General features: G+C 47.6%; 19 protein-coding genes and 1 pseudogene. 2 read left to right on the top strand and 18 right to left on the bottom strand.

Annotated features, from left to right (window positions below):
• Positions 1 to 65: 65 nt before the first annotated feature.
• The 12 genes from MHI43_RS01605 to MHI43_RS01550 all read right to left on the bottom strand — a co-directional run bounded on the left by MHI43_RS01605 (position 66) and on the right by MHI43_RS01550 (position 13,137).
• The gene (locus MHI43_RS01605; RefSeq protein ID WP_341283215.1) at positions 66 to 1,052 is read right to left on the bottom strand and encodes a glycoside hydrolase family 43 protein; all 987 of its coding nucleotides are present in this window, start codon (positions 1,050 to 1,052) and stop codon (positions 66 to 68) included.
• 75 nt (positions 1,053 to 1,127) lie between these two features.
• Complete coding sequence (locus MHI43_RS01600; protein ID WP_036664842.1) at positions 1,128 to 2,381, bottom strand: mechanosensitive ion channel domain-containing protein; 1,254 nt, start codon at positions 2,379 to 2,381, stop codon at positions 1,128 to 1,130.
• 180 nt (positions 2,382 to 2,561) lie between these two features.
• The gene (locus MHI43_RS01595) at positions 2,562 to 3,035 is read right to left on the bottom strand and encodes a DUF5381 family protein (protein WP_036664844.1); all 474 of its coding nucleotides are present in this window, start codon (positions 3,033 to 3,035) and stop codon (positions 2,562 to 2,564) included.
• Between the two features lie 494 nt (positions 3,036 to 3,529).
• Positions 3,530 to 3,982: an HNH endonuclease gene (locus MHI43_RS01590; protein WP_036664846.1), complete on the bottom strand. Its 453-nt coding sequence runs from the start codon at positions 3,980 to 3,982 to the stop codon at positions 3,530 to 3,532.
• A 252-nt stretch (positions 3,983 to 4,234) separates the two neighbouring features.
• Positions 4,235 to 4,831 carry a hypothetical protein gene (locus MHI43_RS01585; RefSeq protein ID WP_036664847.1) on the bottom strand — a complete coding sequence of 199 codons (597 nt, stop codon included), beginning with the start codon at positions 4,829 to 4,831 and terminating at the stop codon, positions 4,235 to 4,237.
• Between the two features lie 304 nt (positions 4,832 to 5,135).
• Complete coding sequence (locus MHI43_RS01580; RefSeq protein WP_036664849.1) at positions 5,136 to 6,491, bottom strand: FAD-dependent oxidoreductase; 1,356 nt, start codon at positions 6,489 to 6,491, stop codon at positions 5,136 to 5,138.
• Positions 6,492 to 6,526: 35 nt separating this feature from the next.
• Complete coding sequence (locus tag MHI43_RS01575; RefSeq protein ID WP_036664851.1) at positions 6,527 to 7,384, bottom strand: carbohydrate ABC transporter permease; 858 nt, start codon at positions 7,382 to 7,384, stop codon at positions 6,527 to 6,529.
• Positions 7,374 to 8,321 carry a sugar ABC transporter permease gene (locus tag MHI43_RS01570; protein WP_036664852.1) on the bottom strand — a complete coding sequence of 316 codons (948 nt, stop codon included), beginning with the start codon at positions 8,319 to 8,321 and terminating at the stop codon, positions 7,374 to 7,376. The genes MHI43_RS01575 and MHI43_RS01570 overlap by 11 nt, the downstream gene beginning before the upstream one ends.
• Positions 8,322 to 8,347: 26 nt before the next feature.
• On the bottom strand, positions 8,348 to 9,040 hold the full coding sequence (locus tag MHI43_RS01565) for a hypothetical protein (RefSeq protein WP_036664853.1): 693 nt from the start codon (positions 9,038 to 9,040) through the stop codon (positions 8,348 to 8,350).
• A 26-nt stretch (positions 9,041 to 9,066) separates the two neighbouring features.
• Positions 9,067 to 10,359 (bottom strand): sugar ABC transporter substrate-binding protein, encoded by a 1,293-nt coding sequence (locus tag MHI43_RS01560; RefSeq protein WP_036664854.1) that lies wholly within the window; start codon positions 10,357 to 10,359, stop codon positions 9,067 to 9,069.
• 170 nt (positions 10,360 to 10,529) lie between these two features.
• Entirely contained in the window at positions 10,530 to 11,294 is a 765-nt protein-coding gene (locus tag MHI43_RS01555; RefSeq protein WP_036664855.1) for a response regulator, read from the bottom strand.
• 10 nt (positions 11,295 to 11,304) lie between these two features.
• Positions 11,305 to 13,137: a sensor histidine kinase gene (locus MHI43_RS01550; protein WP_036664856.1), complete on the bottom strand. Its 1,833-nt coding sequence runs from the start codon at positions 13,135 to 13,137 to the stop codon at positions 11,305 to 11,307.
• Between the two features lie 179 nt (positions 13,138 to 13,316).
• Between MHI43_RS01550 and MHI43_RS01545 the strand changes: the two genes are divergently transcribed.
• Together MHI43_RS01545 and MHI43_RS01540 are read left to right on the top strand one after the other, a co-directional pair.
• Positions 13,317 to 13,580 carry an AbrB family transcriptional regulator gene (locus MHI43_RS01545; protein ID WP_036664857.1) on the top strand — a complete coding sequence of 88 codons (264 nt, stop codon included), beginning with the start codon at positions 13,317 to 13,319 and terminating at the stop codon, positions 13,578 to 13,580.
• Positions 13,577 to 13,995, top strand: a pseudogene (locus MHI43_RS01540) (type II toxin-antitoxin system death-on-curing family toxin). Before MHI43_RS01545 ends, MHI43_RS01540 begins: the two are co-directional and overlap by 4 nt.
• A 71-nt stretch (positions 13,996 to 14,066) precedes the next feature.
• Here MHI43_RS01540 and MHI43_RS01535 read toward each other — a convergent pair.
• The 6 genes from MHI43_RS01535 to MHI43_RS01510 all read right to left on the bottom strand — a co-directional run bounded on the left by MHI43_RS01535 (position 14,067) and on the right by MHI43_RS01510 (position 20,003).
• Complete coding sequence (locus MHI43_RS01535; protein ID WP_036664858.1) at positions 14,067 to 16,124, bottom strand: pectate lyase; 2,058 nt, start codon at positions 16,122 to 16,124, stop codon at positions 14,067 to 14,069.
• Between the two features lie 388 nt (positions 16,125 to 16,512).
• A complete protein-coding gene (locus MHI43_RS01530) occupies positions 16,513 to 17,307 on the bottom strand; it encodes a sensor domain-containing protein (protein WP_036664859.1) in 795 nt (264 codons plus the stop codon).
• Between the two features lie 199 nt (positions 17,308 to 17,506).
• Positions 17,507 to 17,872: a hypothetical protein gene (locus MHI43_RS01525; RefSeq protein WP_036664860.1), complete on the bottom strand. Its 366-nt coding sequence runs from the start codon at positions 17,870 to 17,872 to the stop codon at positions 17,507 to 17,509.
• A gap of 202 nt (positions 17,873 to 18,074) precedes the next feature.
• The gene (lepB, locus tag MHI43_RS01520; protein WP_036664861.1) at positions 18,075 to 18,719 is read right to left on the bottom strand and encodes a signal peptidase I; all 645 of its coding nucleotides are present in this window, start codon (positions 18,717 to 18,719) and stop codon (positions 18,075 to 18,077) included.
• 79 nt (positions 18,720 to 18,798) lie between these two features.
• Positions 18,799 to 19,494 (bottom strand): hypothetical protein, encoded by a 696-nt coding sequence (locus tag MHI43_RS01515; protein WP_036664862.1) that lies wholly within the window; start codon positions 19,492 to 19,494, stop codon positions 18,799 to 18,801.
• Positions 19,495 to 19,508: 14 nt separating this feature from the next.
• The gene (locus tag MHI43_RS01510) at positions 19,509 to 20,003 is read right to left on the bottom strand and encodes a hypothetical protein (protein WP_036664863.1); all 495 of its coding nucleotides are present in this window, start codon (positions 20,001 to 20,003) and stop codon (positions 19,509 to 19,511) included.
• Positions 20,004 to 20,092 lie beyond the last annotated feature (89 nt).

The following is a 20,092-nucleotide window of genomic DNA, read 5'->3' as shown; positions in this document are numbered from 1 at the left end:
TATGGAGGCGAATTATAGCTCAGCAGATCCACCTTCGGCCACGGATGTTGATCGATTCCCCTACATCAAGTCATGATGACCGGCTCAATCTTGCCGTTGCCGATCCGCATGCGATCGATGCATAACTGGCGATGGCCCGGCTCGGTGTCTCCAATGATTCGCCGGTGGTACACGATAAGCCATTCATCCCTCTCCTGCAAATGCAAGTAGCCATGGTGGCCGGGTCCTTCGGCAATCGGCTCCTGACGCTCCAGAATCGTGCCTTCATTCTTGAATGGACCGAGCGGGCTGTCGCTTACGCCATAGGCTACGCGATAGGTTCCATTCGTCCATCCGCCCATGGACCACATCAGATAATAAAGTCCGTCCTTCTTAATCATACAAGGACCTTCCACGTATCCCTCCGGCGTAATGGAACGGAAAATTTCATTACCTTCGTCGGCCAATGGAACGAATCCCGTCATCTCTTCGTTCATCCGCGCAACGTTGCAATGCCCCCATCCGCCATAATACAGATAGATCGTTCCATCTTCGTCCTTGAATAGATGCGCATCGATCGGCTGTGCCTGATGAATGAACTTATCCACGAGCGGCTTCCCCAAGTAGCCTCTGTACGGCCCCTCCGGACGGTCCGCAACGGCAATTTCCAAGCCGCCGGTTTCCTCGTTCGATTGGATATCGTTCGATGCAAACACGAGATAATATTTCCCTTGGTGCTCGATATGGGTCGGTGCCCAAACCGCCCTCCATATCCATGGGAAATCCGCCATCTCGATAATGCCTTCATGTTTCTCCCAATGGATCAAATCGTCGGAACTGAATGCGTCCAGATTCATCTGCATCGTATATTCCGTGAAGGATCGCGTTGCATAAATCCAGTGCTTCCCCTCATACGTTCTGGCTTCGGGATCTGCATACCAGCCGGGTATGATCGGATTGTTGATGTTCAATGGTAGACACTCCTTTCCTGTGCTGGGCATGTCGAGTTCGAGCGAGAGGGCATCGCCCGCCGACCAATGGCGCTCGATTGAGCGATAGCCTCGTTCTACCATTGCTTCTACAACGGATAGCCAATCTCCTCCCGCGTGAAATCCTTGTAACTCGTTGAACTACCCTCGGAATCGTTCTCAATATCCCCGGGAATATTCCGGGCTTTCTTTGAGATGGACGATATCGTGACCGGTTGGATTTTGGAAGGCACGGAGCCCGAAGGTCGGCGCAACGGCAAAGATATGGTCAAAGATATCCGCTTGAATCGATTCATACACACCCCAGTTGGTATCATTGCTGAACGCATAGATTTCCAAGGGCAGTCCGTTATCTCCCGGCGCTAACTGCCTGACAATCAGCGTCATATCCTTATGGATTTTCGGATGATTCCGCAGGTATTGATGGATATACTCCCTGAATACGCCCACATTCGTAAGCTGTCTGCCGTTCACGTTGCTTTCCGTATTGATCTGATGCTCGATGTTGTATGCATTAATTTCGTGTAATCGGGTCGTGACATAATCGGTAAGGTAGTGAATCTTCTGAAATTCCTCAATCATTTCCTTGGTGCAAAAGCAGATGCTGCTCGTATCGACATAGAAGCTTCGCTTAATTCTTCGGCCGCCGGATACCTGCATGCCTCTCCAGTTCTTGAACGAGTCCGAGATGAGGGCATAGCTGGGAATCATCGTGATCGTTTTATCGAAATTCATCACTTTTACCGTATTCAACGTAATGTCGATGACGTCGCCGTCCGCATTGTATTTCGGCATTTCAATCCAATCGCCGACACGCACCATATCATTGGATGATAATTGAACGCCTGCCACCAAGCCCAGTATGGAGTCCTTGAACACCAGCATCAGAACAGCCGATAGAGCACCAAGCCCGCTGAGAATGATCAAAGGATTCTGCCCGATGAGGTTCGAGATCACCACAATGCCGCCGATGATGAACAAAACGATTTTCACCACCTGAATGTATCCCTTAATCGGTCGGATTTTGGAAACTTCAAATGAACGATAAATGTCATCAAAAGCATTAAGCAGCGCATTCAACACCGTGATGGTGACGATAATCATGTACGTCATGGCCGCTTTTTCAATCAGAATTTGGTACGCCGGAAAGATGGACGCCGAAAAATAAATAATGATTGCCGGCACAAGATGCGACAGCTTGTGGAACACTTTTTTCTCCACGATGATATTGTCCCATGTGTACCGATTGTTGTTGACGATATGAATAATCGTCTTCAGCACGATTTTTTTGGTAATAAAATTGGCCAGTATGGAGACCACCGCGATAAAAACGACCATGATCATATTCGAGAGATATCCAATGGTTTGTTCGCTCATGCCATTTCCGTCTAGTTGATTTTTGATAAAGTCCATTGTTTCCTCCTGACGCAGTTTAAGATTAGCCTATTATTATAGAGGAGATTCTAGTACTGCGCAAAGTTCAAGATAAGACATCGCTGGGTTTATTTGGAAGATGCTTGGTGTAAGACGGTCTGTTTGAAAAACAAAAAAAGAGCACCGAAAGGGTGCTCTCTTAGTCTGATTCGATCAGATCTATTTCATTTCCTTCCCGTTACGGCTGATCAACCCCCGCAGGCGTTTCATGACAGACTGAATTTCGGTATCAGTCAACAAATAATACGTATTCACGGTCCAGGTCTTTCTGTTTTTCAAATGAAAAATCAGCACAGGGAATTTCGGAAGCAGCCACTTCCGAATGGATGGGCCGCTATAGCTGACACTTGTAATCTCCGTCCAGGCCATGGTCCGCGTTCCATCTGAAATGGAATTTTGATCGTAGATCAACAGCTGCGTGTCTGATTTCAGCGCCTTTGGCAAGCTGACAAACAGATAACCTCCAAAAAACGGAATCCCTATTATGGCTGAAGTGATACAAAAAAATTTACGAATAAAGGAAGTATCCATAAAAAAGGCCGCGTACAGCAGAAACAGGCAGGCCAGCACAAACAGTAAACTGCCAAGTGCTTTGCCCCATGCCACGGATTTTCGATAAGATATCGCGTTCATGATTTAGCGCCTTTCAAAAATTATTTGAACAATCCTTTAATCCAGCTAACTCCACTTTCGACTGCTTTAGCTGTGCCTGGTGATACCTCTATTGTATCAAAGAGCCGTTTCTTTTACTCTCAATATATCATGATGAAGCTCTATCTTGTTTACTTCTCTAAACTAGCATTCTCATGCCCCATCACTTGTGATTAAAAGCACAAAGGTAATGAAAATTCATTGAACAAAGGAAGATAATTCCACTTCTTCGAAAAGTCTTTCTCCAACTTACCTCTGTATTCTAGGTATTTCCTGCACGCTGTCTAATCCGAACTATCTCCCCTCCTAACATAATCACGGCCGCTTTTATATCGGTATGAGAGAGGCGAGGGAGCTTAACCCTGTCCGAAGACAACACCACATAGGCCACAGTTTTAATGTCGGCAAAATGAATGAGCGCGTCACGATTTCTGCATAGACTTCGGTCGGTCAAAACAACAATTCTAAGCCTTTACTTAAGTGCCTCTTTTTTTCAATTGACGATGTCTGTATTTAGCTATAAAGATACGCCAGCTAAGCTTCATAAGATTTGGAACAGCGTGTGCGTTTTCTTTGAGAAAGGACAGTGCAGAACGGTTTCCTCGCTTCGTATTGCATTCGCTGCATGAAGCGATCAGGTTGTACGGAAGATCCGAGCCGCCTTTGCTTGAGGGGATCATATGGTCCACTGTCGTGGCGTGTTGTCCGCACCACAAACAAGTGTGATGATCTCGTTTCAGTGCAGCTTTGCGATAGTCCCGAAATAAGAACGGATTATAAAGCAATTGGATCGTCTGCTCATCAACCCAGACAGCCCGCGATCGCTCAACTTCCCGCCAAGCCCGATGGGGCAAACATGGTGTCAGTTGCTGACCATCCATATTGAGTACCGTTATCAATGGTTCCTCTCCATCATGACTATGATTCATCGGTTTCACTCCATCTGTACGACATGCTCTAGCCTATAGTATTAATATAAAACAAAAACACCATCCTCATGCGGATGATGTTCATCATGGTGAAGGCAGGGGAGTCGAACCCCTGCCCGAAGATAACGACAACACACAAGCTTCTACGGGCTTAGTCAAGTTTTGATGTCACCTGGATTACATTGTTTCGCAACTCTAGCCGACATCGTATGTGATACCGAAGCATCCCGTAACCAGCACTATTCGATGGGATTATTTTTTATATTCGGCTTCAAGATCCCTTAAATCCTCGTCGGAGATCTCTTGGTAAGCCCCGTCTTGTTGGGGAAAAGCCAAGCTTGCGATGATGTTTGCCTTGAACGTCGATCCTCCATTCCCGTTCTCCCGTTCTGGCGAAATCCCGACCAGAACCAATCCGGTCGAATATCCCTCCTGCTTCCGCACGAGGGTTACCCATGAGGCTTCAATTTCGGCGAGATCAGCTGAAGGTTCCCCGCAAAGGGGACTCCAGTAAACACGCTCTCCCGCTTTCCTTGAGGTTCCCGCCTTGCGTATGCTTTCAAGCCTGCCCTCGATTTCCACGCATAAGTAGTCGGTATCGCCTGATAGGTCATACGCTATTTCATCGCTGCCCCTCAGTTCAAACGGGATGCCCGGGGTGACGCTGATGGCCGGTGACCATCCTTCATTCCAAGGTATGGCTATCATTTCTTCCGCAGATACGCTTACAACCTCTGGTTGCACCTCTTCTTCCGTCTTCGATTCGCACCCGGAGCCAAGCAGAATGAATCCCAGGCCTGCACAGAAGAACAGTAGTTTAAGCCCACCGACTTTGATTATGTTGGACATCTACTTGTACCTCCTGTGTAAGAGTAAGGATGAAATTAACTAAAGAATTTATTCCTAGAGTTCTTGTTAGCAAGTGTCTGCTGAGAATGAGTTGCCCTTTTTTCACTCAATCCCAAGGAAGACGAACAAAGCCCCCTAATCATCTAGAGGACTTATTTTCCATTAATAGGTGAAAGTTGGTTTGAAAATATTATAATATCCATTACTTAATCTTTCAATGTGCTGGACTCCAAAAAATAACAGTGCAGATTGGAGAATCAAAATCAAGAGTAGCAACAACCTGCTTCTTCTAGCCCGCGTCTCTTCACACAATCGCCCCTTGGGCATGCAGTATCTCCCTGAGCTGCGATGCATCGACTTCCGCCGCGGTAATTCCCGCCTTGCTGGCCAGGGCCGCCGCCGTGCCCGCCGCTTCTCCCGTAGCCATGCAGCTTGGCGTCAAGCGCGTGGTCGCCAGAGCTTCATGCGTGGTGGAAATGCAGCGCCCTGCCGCGAGCAGATTTACTGGCCCTCGGGCCACCAGGCAGCGGTAAGGAATGCTGTAGGAACCGTCATTCTCGATGGTAGCCTCCATGATCCCTTTGCCTGACGGATCATGCAAGTCAACCGGATAACCGCTCCGCGCAATGCCGTCTTCAAAATGTCGTCCCGTCACCACGTCCTCCATCGTTAACCGATACAGACCGTCGATTCGGCGCGACTCCCTAATTCCGATCTGGGGGGCAACCGAGGAAATGGAGGCCTCGGCAAATCCGGGCACCCGCGATTTCAAAAATTCCGCCATCATCAGCACCTGCTTGCGCCCTTCCTCCTCCGCCAAAGTCAGTTCCTCGACATCGGTCGCGCTTAAGCCTTGTACCCGCGTACAGTTAATCAGCACCTCATCCTTCTCCGGTCCGATAAACAACAGAACCTGATCGCGGTTGATCGGGACCTCGGCAGCTTTCCACTCCTTATAAAAGCCGGAAACCCCCGTGAGCGGAATAAGCTCCTTCTCTAGCTCGGCAAACGGCGTCTTGTGATAAAAGTTGTCGGGATCAGCAATCATCGCCTTCCGAATCGCCTCCACGTCAACACCCCGCATCCGGAATTTCATCGTCATCGGCTGCGACAGCCCGTCGCCTTCGCGCCCCTGAAGCGTCGGCGCTCCCGCCAGATAAGCGACGTCCGCATCCCCGGACGCGTCGACGAACATCTTCCCATCCACCTTGATTCGCCCCGATTTTCCAGTAAGGGTCACGGACTGGATGTATTCGCCTTCACGTCCCACTTCGTCAACGAAGCTGTGCGAGACGAGCTTCACCCCCGCTTCGCGCAGCATATCGACGGCAAGCACCTTATATATCTCTGGATGGTACGGCGTCAGCGTATGCACGAAACCGACGGTATCGCGAAGATGGCCGGGCGAGCCCCCACGCTCCATCAGGCGCTCCACAATTTCCTGTGCAATGCCGCCGATGACCCGTTCCCCTCGCTGTGTATGAAACGTCATCCAAGGATAAACTCCGGCAGCCGTAGACATCCCGCCGACAAATCCGTACCGTTCAATCAAGATGACGCTTGCCCCCTGCCTGCCGGCGGCAATGGCGGCGGCAATGCCCGCCGGCCCCGCACCTATAACTACCACGTCCGCCTCCATGATCCGTGTCCTGCTGTCCATCTCTTTTTACTCCTCCTTTTTAAGCGTTATTTCCCCTATTCCTTGAGACCCGTCATGGATACCCCTTCGACAAACTGCTTCTGCGCAAAGAAAAACACAATGAGCAGTGGTAATGTCGCCATAACCGAAGCGCTCATCAGCAGATGCCACGATGTCCCCGACTCGTCGGTAAACAGTGATAATCCCAGCGGCAAGGTCATCAGCTTACGGTCATTAATAAAGATCAGCGGATCAAAAAAATCGTTCCAGCTCGTCAAAAACGTGAAAATGATCAGCGTGGCGATCGCGGGTTTTGCTAACGGCAACATGATTGTGGAATAAATCCGCAGCCGCGAGCAGCCGTCGATCATCGCTGCCTCCTCCAGCTCCTTCGGAATCCCCAGAAAAAATTGCCGCATCACAAACACCCCGAACACACCGCCCGCGCCGAATATAGGCAAAATAATCAGCGGTAAATGCGTATTGATCCAACCCAGCTCACGCATAAACAGAAACATCGGAATGGCAATGACCTCGTTCGGAATCATCATCGTGCTCAGCAGCAGCAGAAACACCAGGCTTCTCCCCCAAAAAGGAATTCGTGCGAACGAATACCCCGCCATGGAAGAGAAAAGCACGGTGCCCACGGTAACCAGAAGGGCGATATATACGCTGTTGCCATAAAACAGATGGAACGGGATCGTCTCCAGCACTTCCGCATAATTCGCCCATCGTATCGGCGACGGAATCAGCTGCGGCGGAAAAACAAACACATCGGCCGGCTGTTTGAGCGAAGTAGAGACCATCCACACGAACGGGGCCATCATGACCACGGAAACGGCAAGCAGCAGCAGATAATGGAACAGGTTCCCGCCTGCCGGGTTGCCCCTTTTAGCAAATAGACTAGCTTTCATTCAGAACCCACCTTTTTCTCATCTGCCATTGTGCCAGCGTAAGCAGCAGGGTGATGATAAACAGCACATAAGCCAGCGCAGAAGCATATCCGAACTCGAACAGCTTAAAGGCTCGTTCCCAAATGTTGTAGACGAGCACCTTGGTGCTTCCGGAAGGCCCCCCTTGTGTCATCACGTAAATTTGTCCGAACACCTTCAGCGAACCGATAATGGTCATCATCAGGGTCAAAAAAATCGTCGGCGTGATCATGGGTACGGTAATTCGGAAAAAAATCCGCATTCTCCCTGCGCCATCGATCCTGGCCGCCTCGTAGAGCTGCGCCGGAACCTGCTGCAGCGCCGCAATGAACAACACCATATTCAAACCGACATTTTTCAGGAGACTGGTCACGATAACAACGGGCATGGCAAGCCGGGTATCGTACAGCCAGGCCGGTCCGGTAATGCCGATCATACGCAGCAGCTGGTTAATGAACCCGGAATCCGTGGCAAACATATACTTCCAGACAATCGACCAGACCACCAGCGAGGTCATAACCGGAATAAAGATCAATGTCCGGAAAAAGCCGGCTCCGCGAATATTTTTTGATAACGGGATTGCAAGCAGCAATGCCAAAATAATGTTCAGCGGAACAAGTCCGGCGGCAAAATAAAGCGTATTGCCCAGCACGCGCCAAAATTCTGCGTCCCCCGCAATCGTGCGGTAATTCTCGAATCCGATGAGCTTGGCCTCACCCAGCAGCGGCCAATCGGTAAAACTCATATAAAGCGCCATTATGAGCGGGACAAGCAGCAGTAGAACGAACCCCAGCACCATCGGCAGCACAAACAGCCAGCCCGCCAAATGGTCTCCCCGGTTTAAAGACCTGGTCTTCCTTGCCTTCCTTCGGAATGGACGGCCGGGCCCTTCAGATTTTATCGTTTCAAGTGTGGTCATGTCGCTTTCCTCCTTGTGGGGCACCTCTACAGACGATCGATTGCATTCCGTAAAGCGGCAACCTCCCTAAGGATGCCTTCCGCTTCATTGCCCGTGACCACCGCTCCGACCAACAGCACCTTGACGCCGCTATCGGCCAAGGCCGGGATATCCTCCGGGCCGATTTTACGCTGCGTTGGCACAATGACCGGCAAACCGCCGTGTGCCGCCAGCCAGCGGTAATGAAGCAGATCGGCAAGGGTAAGCCTGGTACCATATTCATGGCCGGGAACGATGGAAGCCTCAAGCGCGCTGATGCCGAAGGTCCGGCCTCCTTCCACGAGGCCCCGGTCGAACTCGCTATCGATCGCAAACGTTCTTGCCAATCCCGGGGCCTGCAGAAGAAAAGCAGGATGATGAAAGGCATAAATCGAGTAGAAATCGACGCCAAGCTCAGGGAGCCGGGTGATTTCCTCCGCGTTTACCTCTTCCACCGAGCCTCCGGGCACAATTCCAAGGGGGCCGATAAAGCGGGAGCGAATGTCCTTGAACATGTCGGCATAGCTGTCCAGCGTGCCGAAACGATTGCCGCTGGCCCGGTGCCCTACGTTGATATGGACTTTCAATCCGTCGGCGCCCGAAGCCAAGGCTGCCTCTGCAAGCTTGATGTCATTGGCCGGGAGGCTGACGAACAGCTGCAGCCCCGGCGCTTCGTTTAATGCTTTATCCAAACGATTCATGCCCGTTCCTCCTAACGTAACTGCCTCTATTTGCTCAGCAGAGCATCCACCTTGCTTTTTACCTCATCCTGAATTTTCTGCGATTCGCCCCGCCCGGCAAATAACTCGTCAAAGCCCGTCAAAATCTCCGTGTCGATGTTTTGCCAGCGGATATGTCCCGGCTGCACAACCGCTTTAGGCATTTCGTCGATGACCGCCTGCTTGATGTGCCCGGCATCCGGATTGCCCTCCACGCTCAGGAACTCATCCGAGTTCAACACCGATTGGCGCGGCGGCACAAAGAAGGCCGAAGTTTTCTGCACACCCTCTTTGCCGGCAAGGAATTTCAGCAGTTCCTTGGCTTCCTCCGGATGTTTTCCCTCTTTAAATAGCACGTAACCCGCCTGACCCATCATCGGAACGCTGCCTTTCGAGCCCGATGGCATTGGCGCAATGCTCCATTTGAAATTTTGGATCTCCCTGGCTTTGGATACAAAGCTATAGTTGTCGAAAATCATGCCGATTTGCCCAGATTCAAAATTAACCTGCTCTCCCGCCTTCGGGTGCGAGCCTTCCGTAAACATCATGCGCTTCAGCATGTCCAAGGTTTCAACCCCGTATTGATCATTCCATGTGTATTCCGTCATCTCTGGATTAAAAGGTCCGCTCCCGTTTGACCAAGAATACGAAGCGAGAATAATCCATGTCTTCCAATCGCGGAAGAAGTTAGCCCCGTAAACGTTCGGTGAAGCAGCGCTCGTCTTGATCGTTTTTGCGGCTTCTTCGAACGTTTCCCACGTCCATTCTCCTTTTTCCGCAAGCTCGTTCGGCGTACTTAAACCCGCTTGCTTGAACAAATCTTCGTTGTAGAACACCACGCTGGGCGGAGTGGAAAACGGCAGTCCATATAGCTTGTCGTCCTGGCGAAACAGTTCAAGCGTCGAAGGTATAATGTCATCGATGTCAAAAGCATCATCCTGAACGATATCGGTGACATCGGCCAGAATGTCGTTGGCCATAAATTGCGGTACCATCCGCTCTGATACCCAGGCAATGTCGGGCAGCTCCTGGCCTGCCGCCAGTACGGACATTTTTTGCTGATAGTCCGCAAACGGGATCGTGTCAATTTGCACCTCAATATTCGGATGCTCCTGTGTGAAGGCGTCGGTCAGCCCTTTGTACAGCTCAAGCTGCGCCGGATTTCCCCATGTCGCGAATTTGAGCAGTACCTTCTCGCCACTGGCTTCGCCTGGCGTATGATTCGGCTGTTCTTTCCCGGCGCAGCCCATGAGCCCCACACCAAGTGTTAATGCCAATAAACCGGTCAACCATTTTTTCATATACCGCTTCCCCCTCTGCATTGTTCAAGTTAAGGTTGTGATGAGGTTAATTATATTTACATATGGTCATATAAAAAATCACTAAACGTTCAGAAAAGGTACGATTTTTTTAGGTTATTTCCGTTTTAGTCCATAAAAAAGAACTACATAACATAATTTGTTATGTAGTATTACACACTGTATAACTCCCGATAGGTTCCCGGCGTCATTCCGGTATGCTGTTTAAATACCAGCATAAAATGCTTCGGACTTTGATATCCCGATAAACGGGCGATGTCGTAAACCTTCAGGTTCGTCGTCTCCAGCAGCTTGCAGGCACGCCGGATGCGCGTTTCGGCGATATAATCGGACAAATTGCCGCCCCCTTCCTGCTTAAAGAGCTGGCTTAGATAGGAAGGATTTAAATGCACCATCTCCGCTAACGTCTGCAGACGCAAATCACCATCGGGGTTTTCAGCGATATACGCCTTCAGCTTCCGGATCATCCTGCGCCCCTCGCTGGATGGCGGCCCCCCGTCCGCCTCGCTATGAGGCTCAGTCCCACCCGCATATCGATTTGAAGAATTCAAGGTTAGCCGAATCTTGTCCAATGCAACCGTAAAATCCTTACGGTCTATGGGCTTCAGCAGGTAATCGGCGATCCCGAATTGCAGCGCTTTTTTGGCATATACAAAATCTCCATAACCGCTGATAATGACAATCGGCATCTCATGGCCCGCAATCCGCAGCTTTTCCACCATCTGAAGCCCGTCCATCTCCCGCATTCGAATATCCGTAATGAGCACATCCACCACATTGCGTTCCAGATAAGTCAGCGCTTCCTTGCCGTGAGCGGCTTCGTATACGACCTCAACATCAGGAGCCACACGGCCGATCAAATCGCGGATGCCTTTACGGATAATGTCCTCGTCCTCCACCAACATGAGCTTGATCATGGATGACCTCCTACTTTTCTTGTTTCGCGAACGGCAGCGTCACGGTAAAAGCCGTACCTTGTCCCAAGCTTCCATCGATTTCGAAGTCGCAGTCCCGGCCGTAAATCAACCGCAAACGCTGTTTAATATTTTTCAGCGCCACTCCATGACCCCGTAATGGCATCGCCGGAGTTTTTGCTGCCACATCATCCCCGGCCTCTTCCAATGAGGCTTGCAAAGCCGCCAATTCATCCTCCGACAAGCCCCGCCCGTCATCCCGAACGGTCAACAGCACCTCATCCTCAAATCGCGCCACCGTAACGTATACCGTGCCCCCTTGTTCGCGGTCTCCAATCCCGTGCATAATCGCATTTTCAATGATCGGCTGGAGCAGCAGCTTCGGAACCAGGCAATCGTCCAACCCTTCTTCGATATCGAACATAGCCTGCAGCCTGGAACCATGGCGCATTTTTTGGATGCGAATATACGACTCCGCCGTCTCAAGCTCCTCGCCAAGCCGGATGAGGCTTCGGTCCTGCTCCACTGCGCTGCGGATCAGTCGTCCCAAAGCCGTGGCCATTTCCGAGACGTCCTCATTATTGCGCTGCCGGGCAAGCATGCTGATCGACTCCAGTGTATTATATATAAAATGGGGTTGGATCTGGCTTTGCAGTGCTGCTAGCTCCGCCTCTCTTTCCCTCATGCCGAGCACGTACACTTCATGGACGAGCCGGTCGATTTCCTCTACCATCCGGTTGAAGCCGGAACCAAGCCGACCGATTTCATCCTCAGTTACCGGCACACTCTGCTTGAAATCGCCGAGCTCCACAAGTCGCATTTTTCTAACCAGCGTCCCGAGAGGTTGGGTCAGCCGATAAGAGAAGTAGATAGCTAAGGCCCCGGCCAAAACGAGACATATCAGGCCGGCTAGAAGCGTAAAATTTCGAAGTTCCTTGGTCTCCACAAGCAGGGACGCCACCGGAATATAGCTGACGATATTAATATCGGAATATCGGGAATAGTTGGAGACAACCAAATACTTGCTGCCCTCCATATGCAGAATCTCGCTGGCCGTTTCCGAACGCCCTGAAAGGCCGAGGATCCGATCCGAAAGCAGCTTGGACGCCTCCGTATCCCCATCTGCGGTCGCCGTGTAGAAAGGTTCTTCCCGGCTATTCTGCACGACGATGCCGCCGTTCTCTTCCAGCCTGACATTATCGACAAGCTGCTTGAACAAGGTCTGCTTCAAATCGATTTTGACTAACCCGAGCGTCCGGTTGGTATTGGGCTCACGGATCAGCCGGGCTACGGCAAAATAGCTTTGATTGCCGTCCAGATAGTAAGAAGGCCGATGCGGCGGAAGCAGCACCCAAGCCCCTCTCGCTTCCACCACGCCAGGGTACCAGGGCTGCCGCTCCACGTCCGTATAGGCAGCGATCGCGCTAGGAGCCAGGCTCGAGAAGGTGTAACCGCTTCCGGCGAAAATCTGGATACTGTCAATCTCTGGCCTGTCGAAGGTCATGCTGGCGATATAAAGCTGCATTTTGGAGCGTTCTTCCACCGTAGGCTGCTGATGTAGACTATCCTCCTCCCTGTACTTGCGCAAGATGGACAATACCCCCGAATCGTATAAAGGCATCAACGTCAATCTCTGCATCTCCATCAGGGTCCTGTCTAAATTCCGGTTGATCTGGTCCACCAATTGAGCGGTATAATCGGAGGTTCTTCGTTCAACGGAGTTGGAGAAACCCACGTAGGTAGCCACGCCCTGCAGGCTGAGCGGAATCGAAATGAGCAGCAGGAAGATCAGCAAAATTTTAGCACGAAGACTCCAGGACTTAAGCGGTTTGAACCTGAAAGACACGCTGGCCACCCCCTTCCGCCAGTCCCGTTTATTTTCACTTCATTGTACAGGAACATGGTGGGGATGACTATGGGATACGAAATCGAATTCCGAAGTTGGCTAAAGTTAGACTGTGAAATCGATTTCATAATTGTATAATTGTTATAACGATTGAATGTGCTGATAAGGAGTGAATCTTTATGAATAGGGTGGCTCTGATGGAACGAAAAGTGACCAAATTCGGCAACAGTTTAGGTATAACCATGACTGACGCTTTGAAGCAAATTGGATTGGATCAAGGTGACAACGTCAGCATTGATGTTAGCCCGGAAACAGGAGATATTATAATTAAGAAGTCAACAAGAGTTTCATTACCTGAAGGAATTAGTGCAGACTTCTTGGATACTTTAACAAATGTTATTGAGGAGTACGATCAAACACTGCAAGGACTAAAAGATAGATGACATCAAATCGTTATCTATCCGTCCAAGAAGTCATGGCTATTAATGTATCGATGATTCAACGCTACAGTCCAAGTGAACAAATCGGGGTAAAGGAACCCAGGTTTCTCGAATCCGCCGTACTAAGCCCTCAGACCTCCGCTTTTGGGGAGGAGGCTTATCAGACCGTGTTCGAAAAGGCTGCTGCTTTGTTAGAGTCATTAGGGCAAAATCATCCTTTCTACAATGCTAATAAACGCACCGCTTTTACAGCACTTGTCATATTCCTGCGTTATAATGACTTGTATTTTAGGATGAACCCAAAGAAAGCGGAGGATTTTACGGTAATATGGTTAATCATAAATATCAGTTTCCCGACTTAGCAGCTACCATTCAGATGCATGGTGTCCCAATAACCAAATCAACAGATAAAATATAAAAAGCGACCGAATCACGGTCGCTTTTTATATTCGTATGAGAGACGCGCGGGAGCACAAACCCCGCCCTGCTCTACTCCAACTCCATATAAAAGAGATTCGTCGTATGATCTTTTGTAATCGTATGCGCTCCTGGAGCAAGTGGCACACTGACCATACCATTCGTCATGGGATAACTCGTTCCATCAATCTTGATCTTGGTTCCGTCTGCCGAATTAAACACTAATGTTAATGTAGCGGTTTCCGTAGAGGTAAAGGTAATGCGGGTTGAACTCTCGATTTTCAAACATTGGGTTAGCGTTAAGCCGTTATACACCGCAGTTCCCTTGGTTGTGGAGAGATTCCCTACAATATGAAAGAAATCGCTTGCCAATCCGGATGTTGTAAAGTTGTGAACTTGTTCTCCGGTGGACGGCTCAGGTTCTGGTTCCGGCTCCGCCCCGGTTGAATTCCCGCCTACGGATACAAGCCCGCTGGTGTAGCTGCTTATTTTAGCCATAAGAGCTGTATTGAGGGCATAGGATGTGTCGTCAACGGCATCATTGAATTCCCAGGTGAAGTCCCCGTTATTCAGGCGTCCGGCTTGTGTGGTAACGATCTGTTCCACATCGCTCACGTTATCAATATCGGCGCTATTTACACCCGTATCGACGGTTGTATCGAAGTTATTATAAGCCGTTCCTCCCACGAATGCTTTGTACGAGCTTGGTACGGTTTCATTTCTTGACGAAGCCAAGTATGCATCGAATGAGGTTGCATTTGCCGGAGTTGTCCCGGTATTGGAGTTTGCATAAATCAGACTGTCCGCATCTACGATCCTATTGTTATAGGCCTTAATCACGCCTCCGTCTTCGCCCGAAAAGGTCCCTTCCCCTAAAGCATCGGTACCTTGCAAGGAGCTCAACATCGGGAATTTGGCATGTCTAAAGTAATTGGATTCCACGAAGGCCGAAGCTCCCGTTGTCACACCTACCCCATATTTTGAGACTCCGTCATAGAAGTTATTATAGATGTGAACCGATGCCAATCGGATTCGCGGATGGCGGGAGTCCGAGTGATCAAACCAGTTATGGTGGAAGGTGACAAAGAATTCCTCCGATTCACTCAAACCGACCAAAGCCGCTTTTCCCGAATCCCAGTAGTGATTGTAGGAGATTGTAATATAGGTCGATCCTTTTTTCAGATCCGTTGAACCATCGCCCTTGGCCTGGTCGGCATCTCCTCCTGCGGTTCCATAAAATAGATCGTTATTATGCACCCACACGTTGACGTTTCCTGTATCCATGGAAATTCCATCATCAGGAAACAACATGAGCCCGAGGTTTCTTACTTCCACATTCCCTACGTATCTAAGGAGCAATCCCCACCCATAAGCATAAGCGTCGTCTCCGATCCCTTCGATCGTCATATTCATTTCCGAGTCATCGTTTTTGCCTTTTACTTGAAGGTAGCCGCTGCTATTCAGCTGTCCGCTCATGTCGTCATCGGTAACTTTTCCAATAAACCGGATCGCAAGAGGGGTTGTATCATGGCCTTTTTGTCTTAGCGTCAAAATCTCGCCGATCCCCACGCCCGTTTGAACCCCGCCTGAGCTGTTGATTTTCACATCAAGGGTTACGGTTCGTGCCGTTTCGGAGGTCACATAAATAACTTGTGCACCATCTTTAAGCGTACCGTCATCATTGTAGGCACCCGAGCCAGTCCCGTATGGCGAGTCTGAGGAAAAAGCAAATCCGGATCGATCATGCGGCGCTACGGATAGGTTATTCGAAACGACACTTACCGTTGAACCGTCCGACAGCCTGGCTTCAACCTTCATCACATAATTTCCTGCTGCAAGTCCAACGGCATCTGCTCTCCAATAGGAAGGGTATTGCCGGATCAGCTCATTATCCATTTGTTGATAGCTGGAATCCGGCGCATTGGCGTGTTTCACGTAGACATTGTATCCCTCCGCATTACTCACGGGTGACCATTCTATATACGCCGTTTCATTCCAGCCCCCGCCGCCGATTATCGAAAGACCGGCAGCATGGACCGTTGTCTTATTCACCCATCCCCCCGCTATGAGAGCTAGCGCCAGAGAAAACAACAACACCATGCCGGTTACCTTTGCAACGCTGTTCTTCATTTCATCTCCTCCTTTTTTTATTCACTTGTGCTATTGTAATCGCTTGCAATAAATTAGAGCTTTCTTATCAGCCTCCTCGCTTTATGGACCCTGTCTGTCAAAAAATGTCCTTGTTTAAATCAACAAATTTTGGAATTCCACCCACAGCTTATCAGCAGCGAAAACAGTTCCGAAACAATCATTTTGTTATAACCTGCGCATTCCGCGATATTCTGAGTTAATGATTATAGGTCGGGGAAATGACACTTCCTCTTGGACAACATCCATCCGGGACGGTCGTGAACGACTGAAAGCTGCAGATACAAGGCGTAGATCGGGTTGTATTTCAGGCTTAAACCGGACGCAAAAACGAAAAAGCGACCGGTTAAGGTCGCTTTGGGGAGAGCTTCTAAAGCTCTCTATGGGCTGGCTGCATCATCCCTTGAGTGGGGTGATCCTCTTGGTACTCGTAATATTGCGACTGAACGGGCGCATGGATTTGTGCTTCCATCGGCGGCACTGACGGCTGCTGATAGGGCTCATCCACATACATGATTCTGCGCAGAATTTGCATAAGCCCATTCACAACGCGCAGCGCGACCCAGAACAGGATAAGGCCTACGCCTACGTACAGCAGGTATTGCTGATTATAGGTCCAATCGATATGAAAATAACTGAACAAGCTATTTTCCAAAATATCAAGCTGCAATTCATTCATCAAAATGATATGCACGACCGGAAGAGCAATCAATCCGAGTCCCAGTGAAATCACCGTTACCATAATAACAAAGAATACGATGCCAGTAACAAATCTTAGTAATACGAGCAGCAGATTTCGAATAAAGAGCGCTCCGTCAAATCCGCTCACCATTCGTTTCAACCAATTCTGCCCAGCTTCAGACTGGTGATTGTAGGTATACGATACAGTAGGATTAGGTAAACCTAAAATTTGTCTAATCATGCTTTGTTCAAAAATCACAATCCCGTTGAACAGCTTAGCTACTCCAAAAAACAGCGGTATTCCGATAAATATCGGGGTCAAACCGATGGATAATGTTAGTCCCGTTATCGCTACTGTAAAATAAATAATCCCTAACGGGAGAGATAGCAATAAATAGAGAATCGTTGCATAGGTTTTCGGATTAAAAAGCACCCAATTCACCTTGCCTGCCCGCGACATTGCAGTCGCTTCTGTTGCCTTCATATTCAAACACCCCTTATGGCTTCATAAGTCACGCTCCGAGTTTATAAATCCATTATATCCGCGTTATTTGGCTGACATAACCGTCTTAGGGGGTATCTGAACCTAGACCTTAGACTAGGAATGGGCCTGGCTCTGGTGAATTTATTGAAGCGAAGACACTATGACCAACTCGCCGAACGACATTTAAACACCGTATAGGCTATAGTGAAAAATCGGTAACGTCCTTCTTATAGGCATACTTCAGAGTATAGGTTTCTTCTTCTTTTCCATAGGGCATGGTAGCCATTTTTATGCGAGTATAATCAAGCCGACTCTCTTTTATCACTCTTTTTACCAAGGCTATACCCCGTTCTTCCTCCGTAACAACACAAAATATATTAAGCGCATACTTCTTCGGATCGGAAATGCATGTCCCCATATCAAAGCCGTCGACATGGCCCAAATCAGCATCCGCCAGAGATAATTCTAAATATTCCATTACTTTTTCTCTTAACCAGTGGTCGCGTTGGCTGCCTTTTGCACTTTTCAGAGGATACTGTACCACTAACCAGAATTTTTCGCTCATTTCAATTCACCAGCCAATCTTCAGTTAATGTGGACATTTCGGGTTATTATACCACAAATGGAAAAGCCACCAACCCGAACACACGGATTGATGACTTTTGTCATTGAACCTAGATTTAGCTATATACTCTGCGGCAAGTAACGGGTGTAGGAACCGCATTTTATCACTCATCGCTCGTTAAAAAGTATATAGAATTTATCAATTAAAATTCCTTCGTGACCCCTAGTACTTTCCCTTGAATATTTTTTAAGGGAACAGGCCCAAAATGACGGCTATCCACACTTCTTTCCCAATTATCACCTAAGACAAATATATGTTCTTTAGGAATTTTAATTTTAACCATACTCTGATTAAAAAAATCATTTTCTTCCTGAGTTAATTTAAAATTTGAGTCACTTTCTTTTTGTTTATCAATGTATTCCTGCTCAGTTAGACCGTATTTTGCTGCCACACCGTAAAAACCATCAAGTTTTTTGTCATTGACATAAACTACTCCCTTTTTTATTTCCACACTATCTCCCTCACTTGCGATAAGTCTAGAAATATAATGATCAGCTAATTTAAAATCAGGGTTATCTTTAAATCCCTCGAACTCTGGAGGTATAAAATAAACAATATCGCCCGGCTTCATGATCATACGGTCAATTTCCGAGTCAATTACTAACGCACCATCTTCAGTATAGTGATATTCTGATCGTTGCCGGCTCATATTGTCAATTTTATAGTCAACTGTTTTTAATACCTTCGGTTTTTCTGAATTGTTTATGCTCTCCGTGGATGTCTTATCTGTAGAACATCCCGACATTAGAAAAATCAAAATAATACCAAGAATCCACTTTCTTCTCATCACAGCACCTCCTGTTGTAGTAATCCCGATCAAATTATAATATGCACTCAATTAAATTAATGAGTGCATATTATAAGAACTATTTTAATTCAACCACGGACACATGTGTGGGAATTGAAAGTAACGATTCATTAAACTCAATGTCTGTCTTGTAATCATCAATTATCAATGAGTGAGTAATGATATTGTTGACACTATATATACTCCTCAACACTATATCTTGATCCTTATCAAATGTAATTTCTGTTTTAGTTTTTTTATTATCTTCCACTCCATCTTTAATGAATTCTGAGATTTTTATTGAGTTTTGCTCAGTCAGTAATCTCCCATTCATAATATCTGCCTTTATTCTTTCTGAAATTGTTTCACTTAAAAATAGATGGGGAATTGGTTTTACCTTATCTTTAGAATAATCTCTAACTACAATGTCATTTGTTAATTTGTTATACTGATACAATTTTTTTCCATCCCAAACCTCATAATCTCCAGCGTTTAAGCCTTCAATTACATTAAATCGATAGTGGCCTAGTTTGTTAAACCATACCTCGTATTTTGTCGTGACATACTCACCCTTGAGATCTTCTTGTATGATTTCCTCCCCTTCACCTGACAATAATATGGTAGAAGGACTACTTCTCCAGTATGTTTCTGTGAATGTAATATATTTTGACTTATTATTAGTAATGTTTTTCTCTGAAGCAGAAGAATAAGGTGCTACAACTATAAATACAATTAGTGTAATTATCGGCAGTACAATTGATCTCAATTTTCTCATTTTTTAACCTCCTGTCAAAAATTCACTCGGTTCCTCATCGGATGCCACAATTCAGCATTAGATCCATTCGGATATTTTAGTTGGTAATAATAGTAAAACCAGACCATATTATTTTTCTGCGGTACATTTACATCAGGATTAAATGTTTGCCATGTGTATCCCGTGTTTCTATTATTGCGGTACGTGTTATTTTCATGAGCGATGTTTGCTCCGCTTCCATACACTCTAAAATTTTCCGTCGTCCATTGGTCACCATTTTGGTTGATGTATGTAGGATTTAAACGAGATTGTGCACTATCTACAAACCACTGACTTTGTCCAGGTTGTCCACTCGCAATGAAAGTAGCTTCAAAATGATTGGAATAATAGTCATTACATGAAGACGCAGGTTCAGGACAACTAGCGTAACCATACCCTTCAGTATGAAACAGATAATCTGCTGCAGTTACTTGAGTGGAGAATATAAAAGAAAAAATAATAGTTAGCAAAACAATTTTTTTAGATTTCATAACTACCTCCAGAATTTATATATTTTTAAAATGATTTATGCCTCACCCTCCTTTCATAACTAGATTAACTATATTATATCATTAGAAAA

It is taken from the genome of Paenibacillus sp. FSL H8-0457 (genome assembly GCF_038051935.1).
In the GTDB taxonomy this organism is placed as follows: Bacteria; Bacillota; Bacilli; order Paenibacillales; family Paenibacillaceae; genus Paenibacillus_AQ; species Paenibacillus_AQ lautus_A.
Note: the sequence above shows the minus strand (reverse complement) of the source record. Positions and strands in the feature narration are given on the sequence as shown.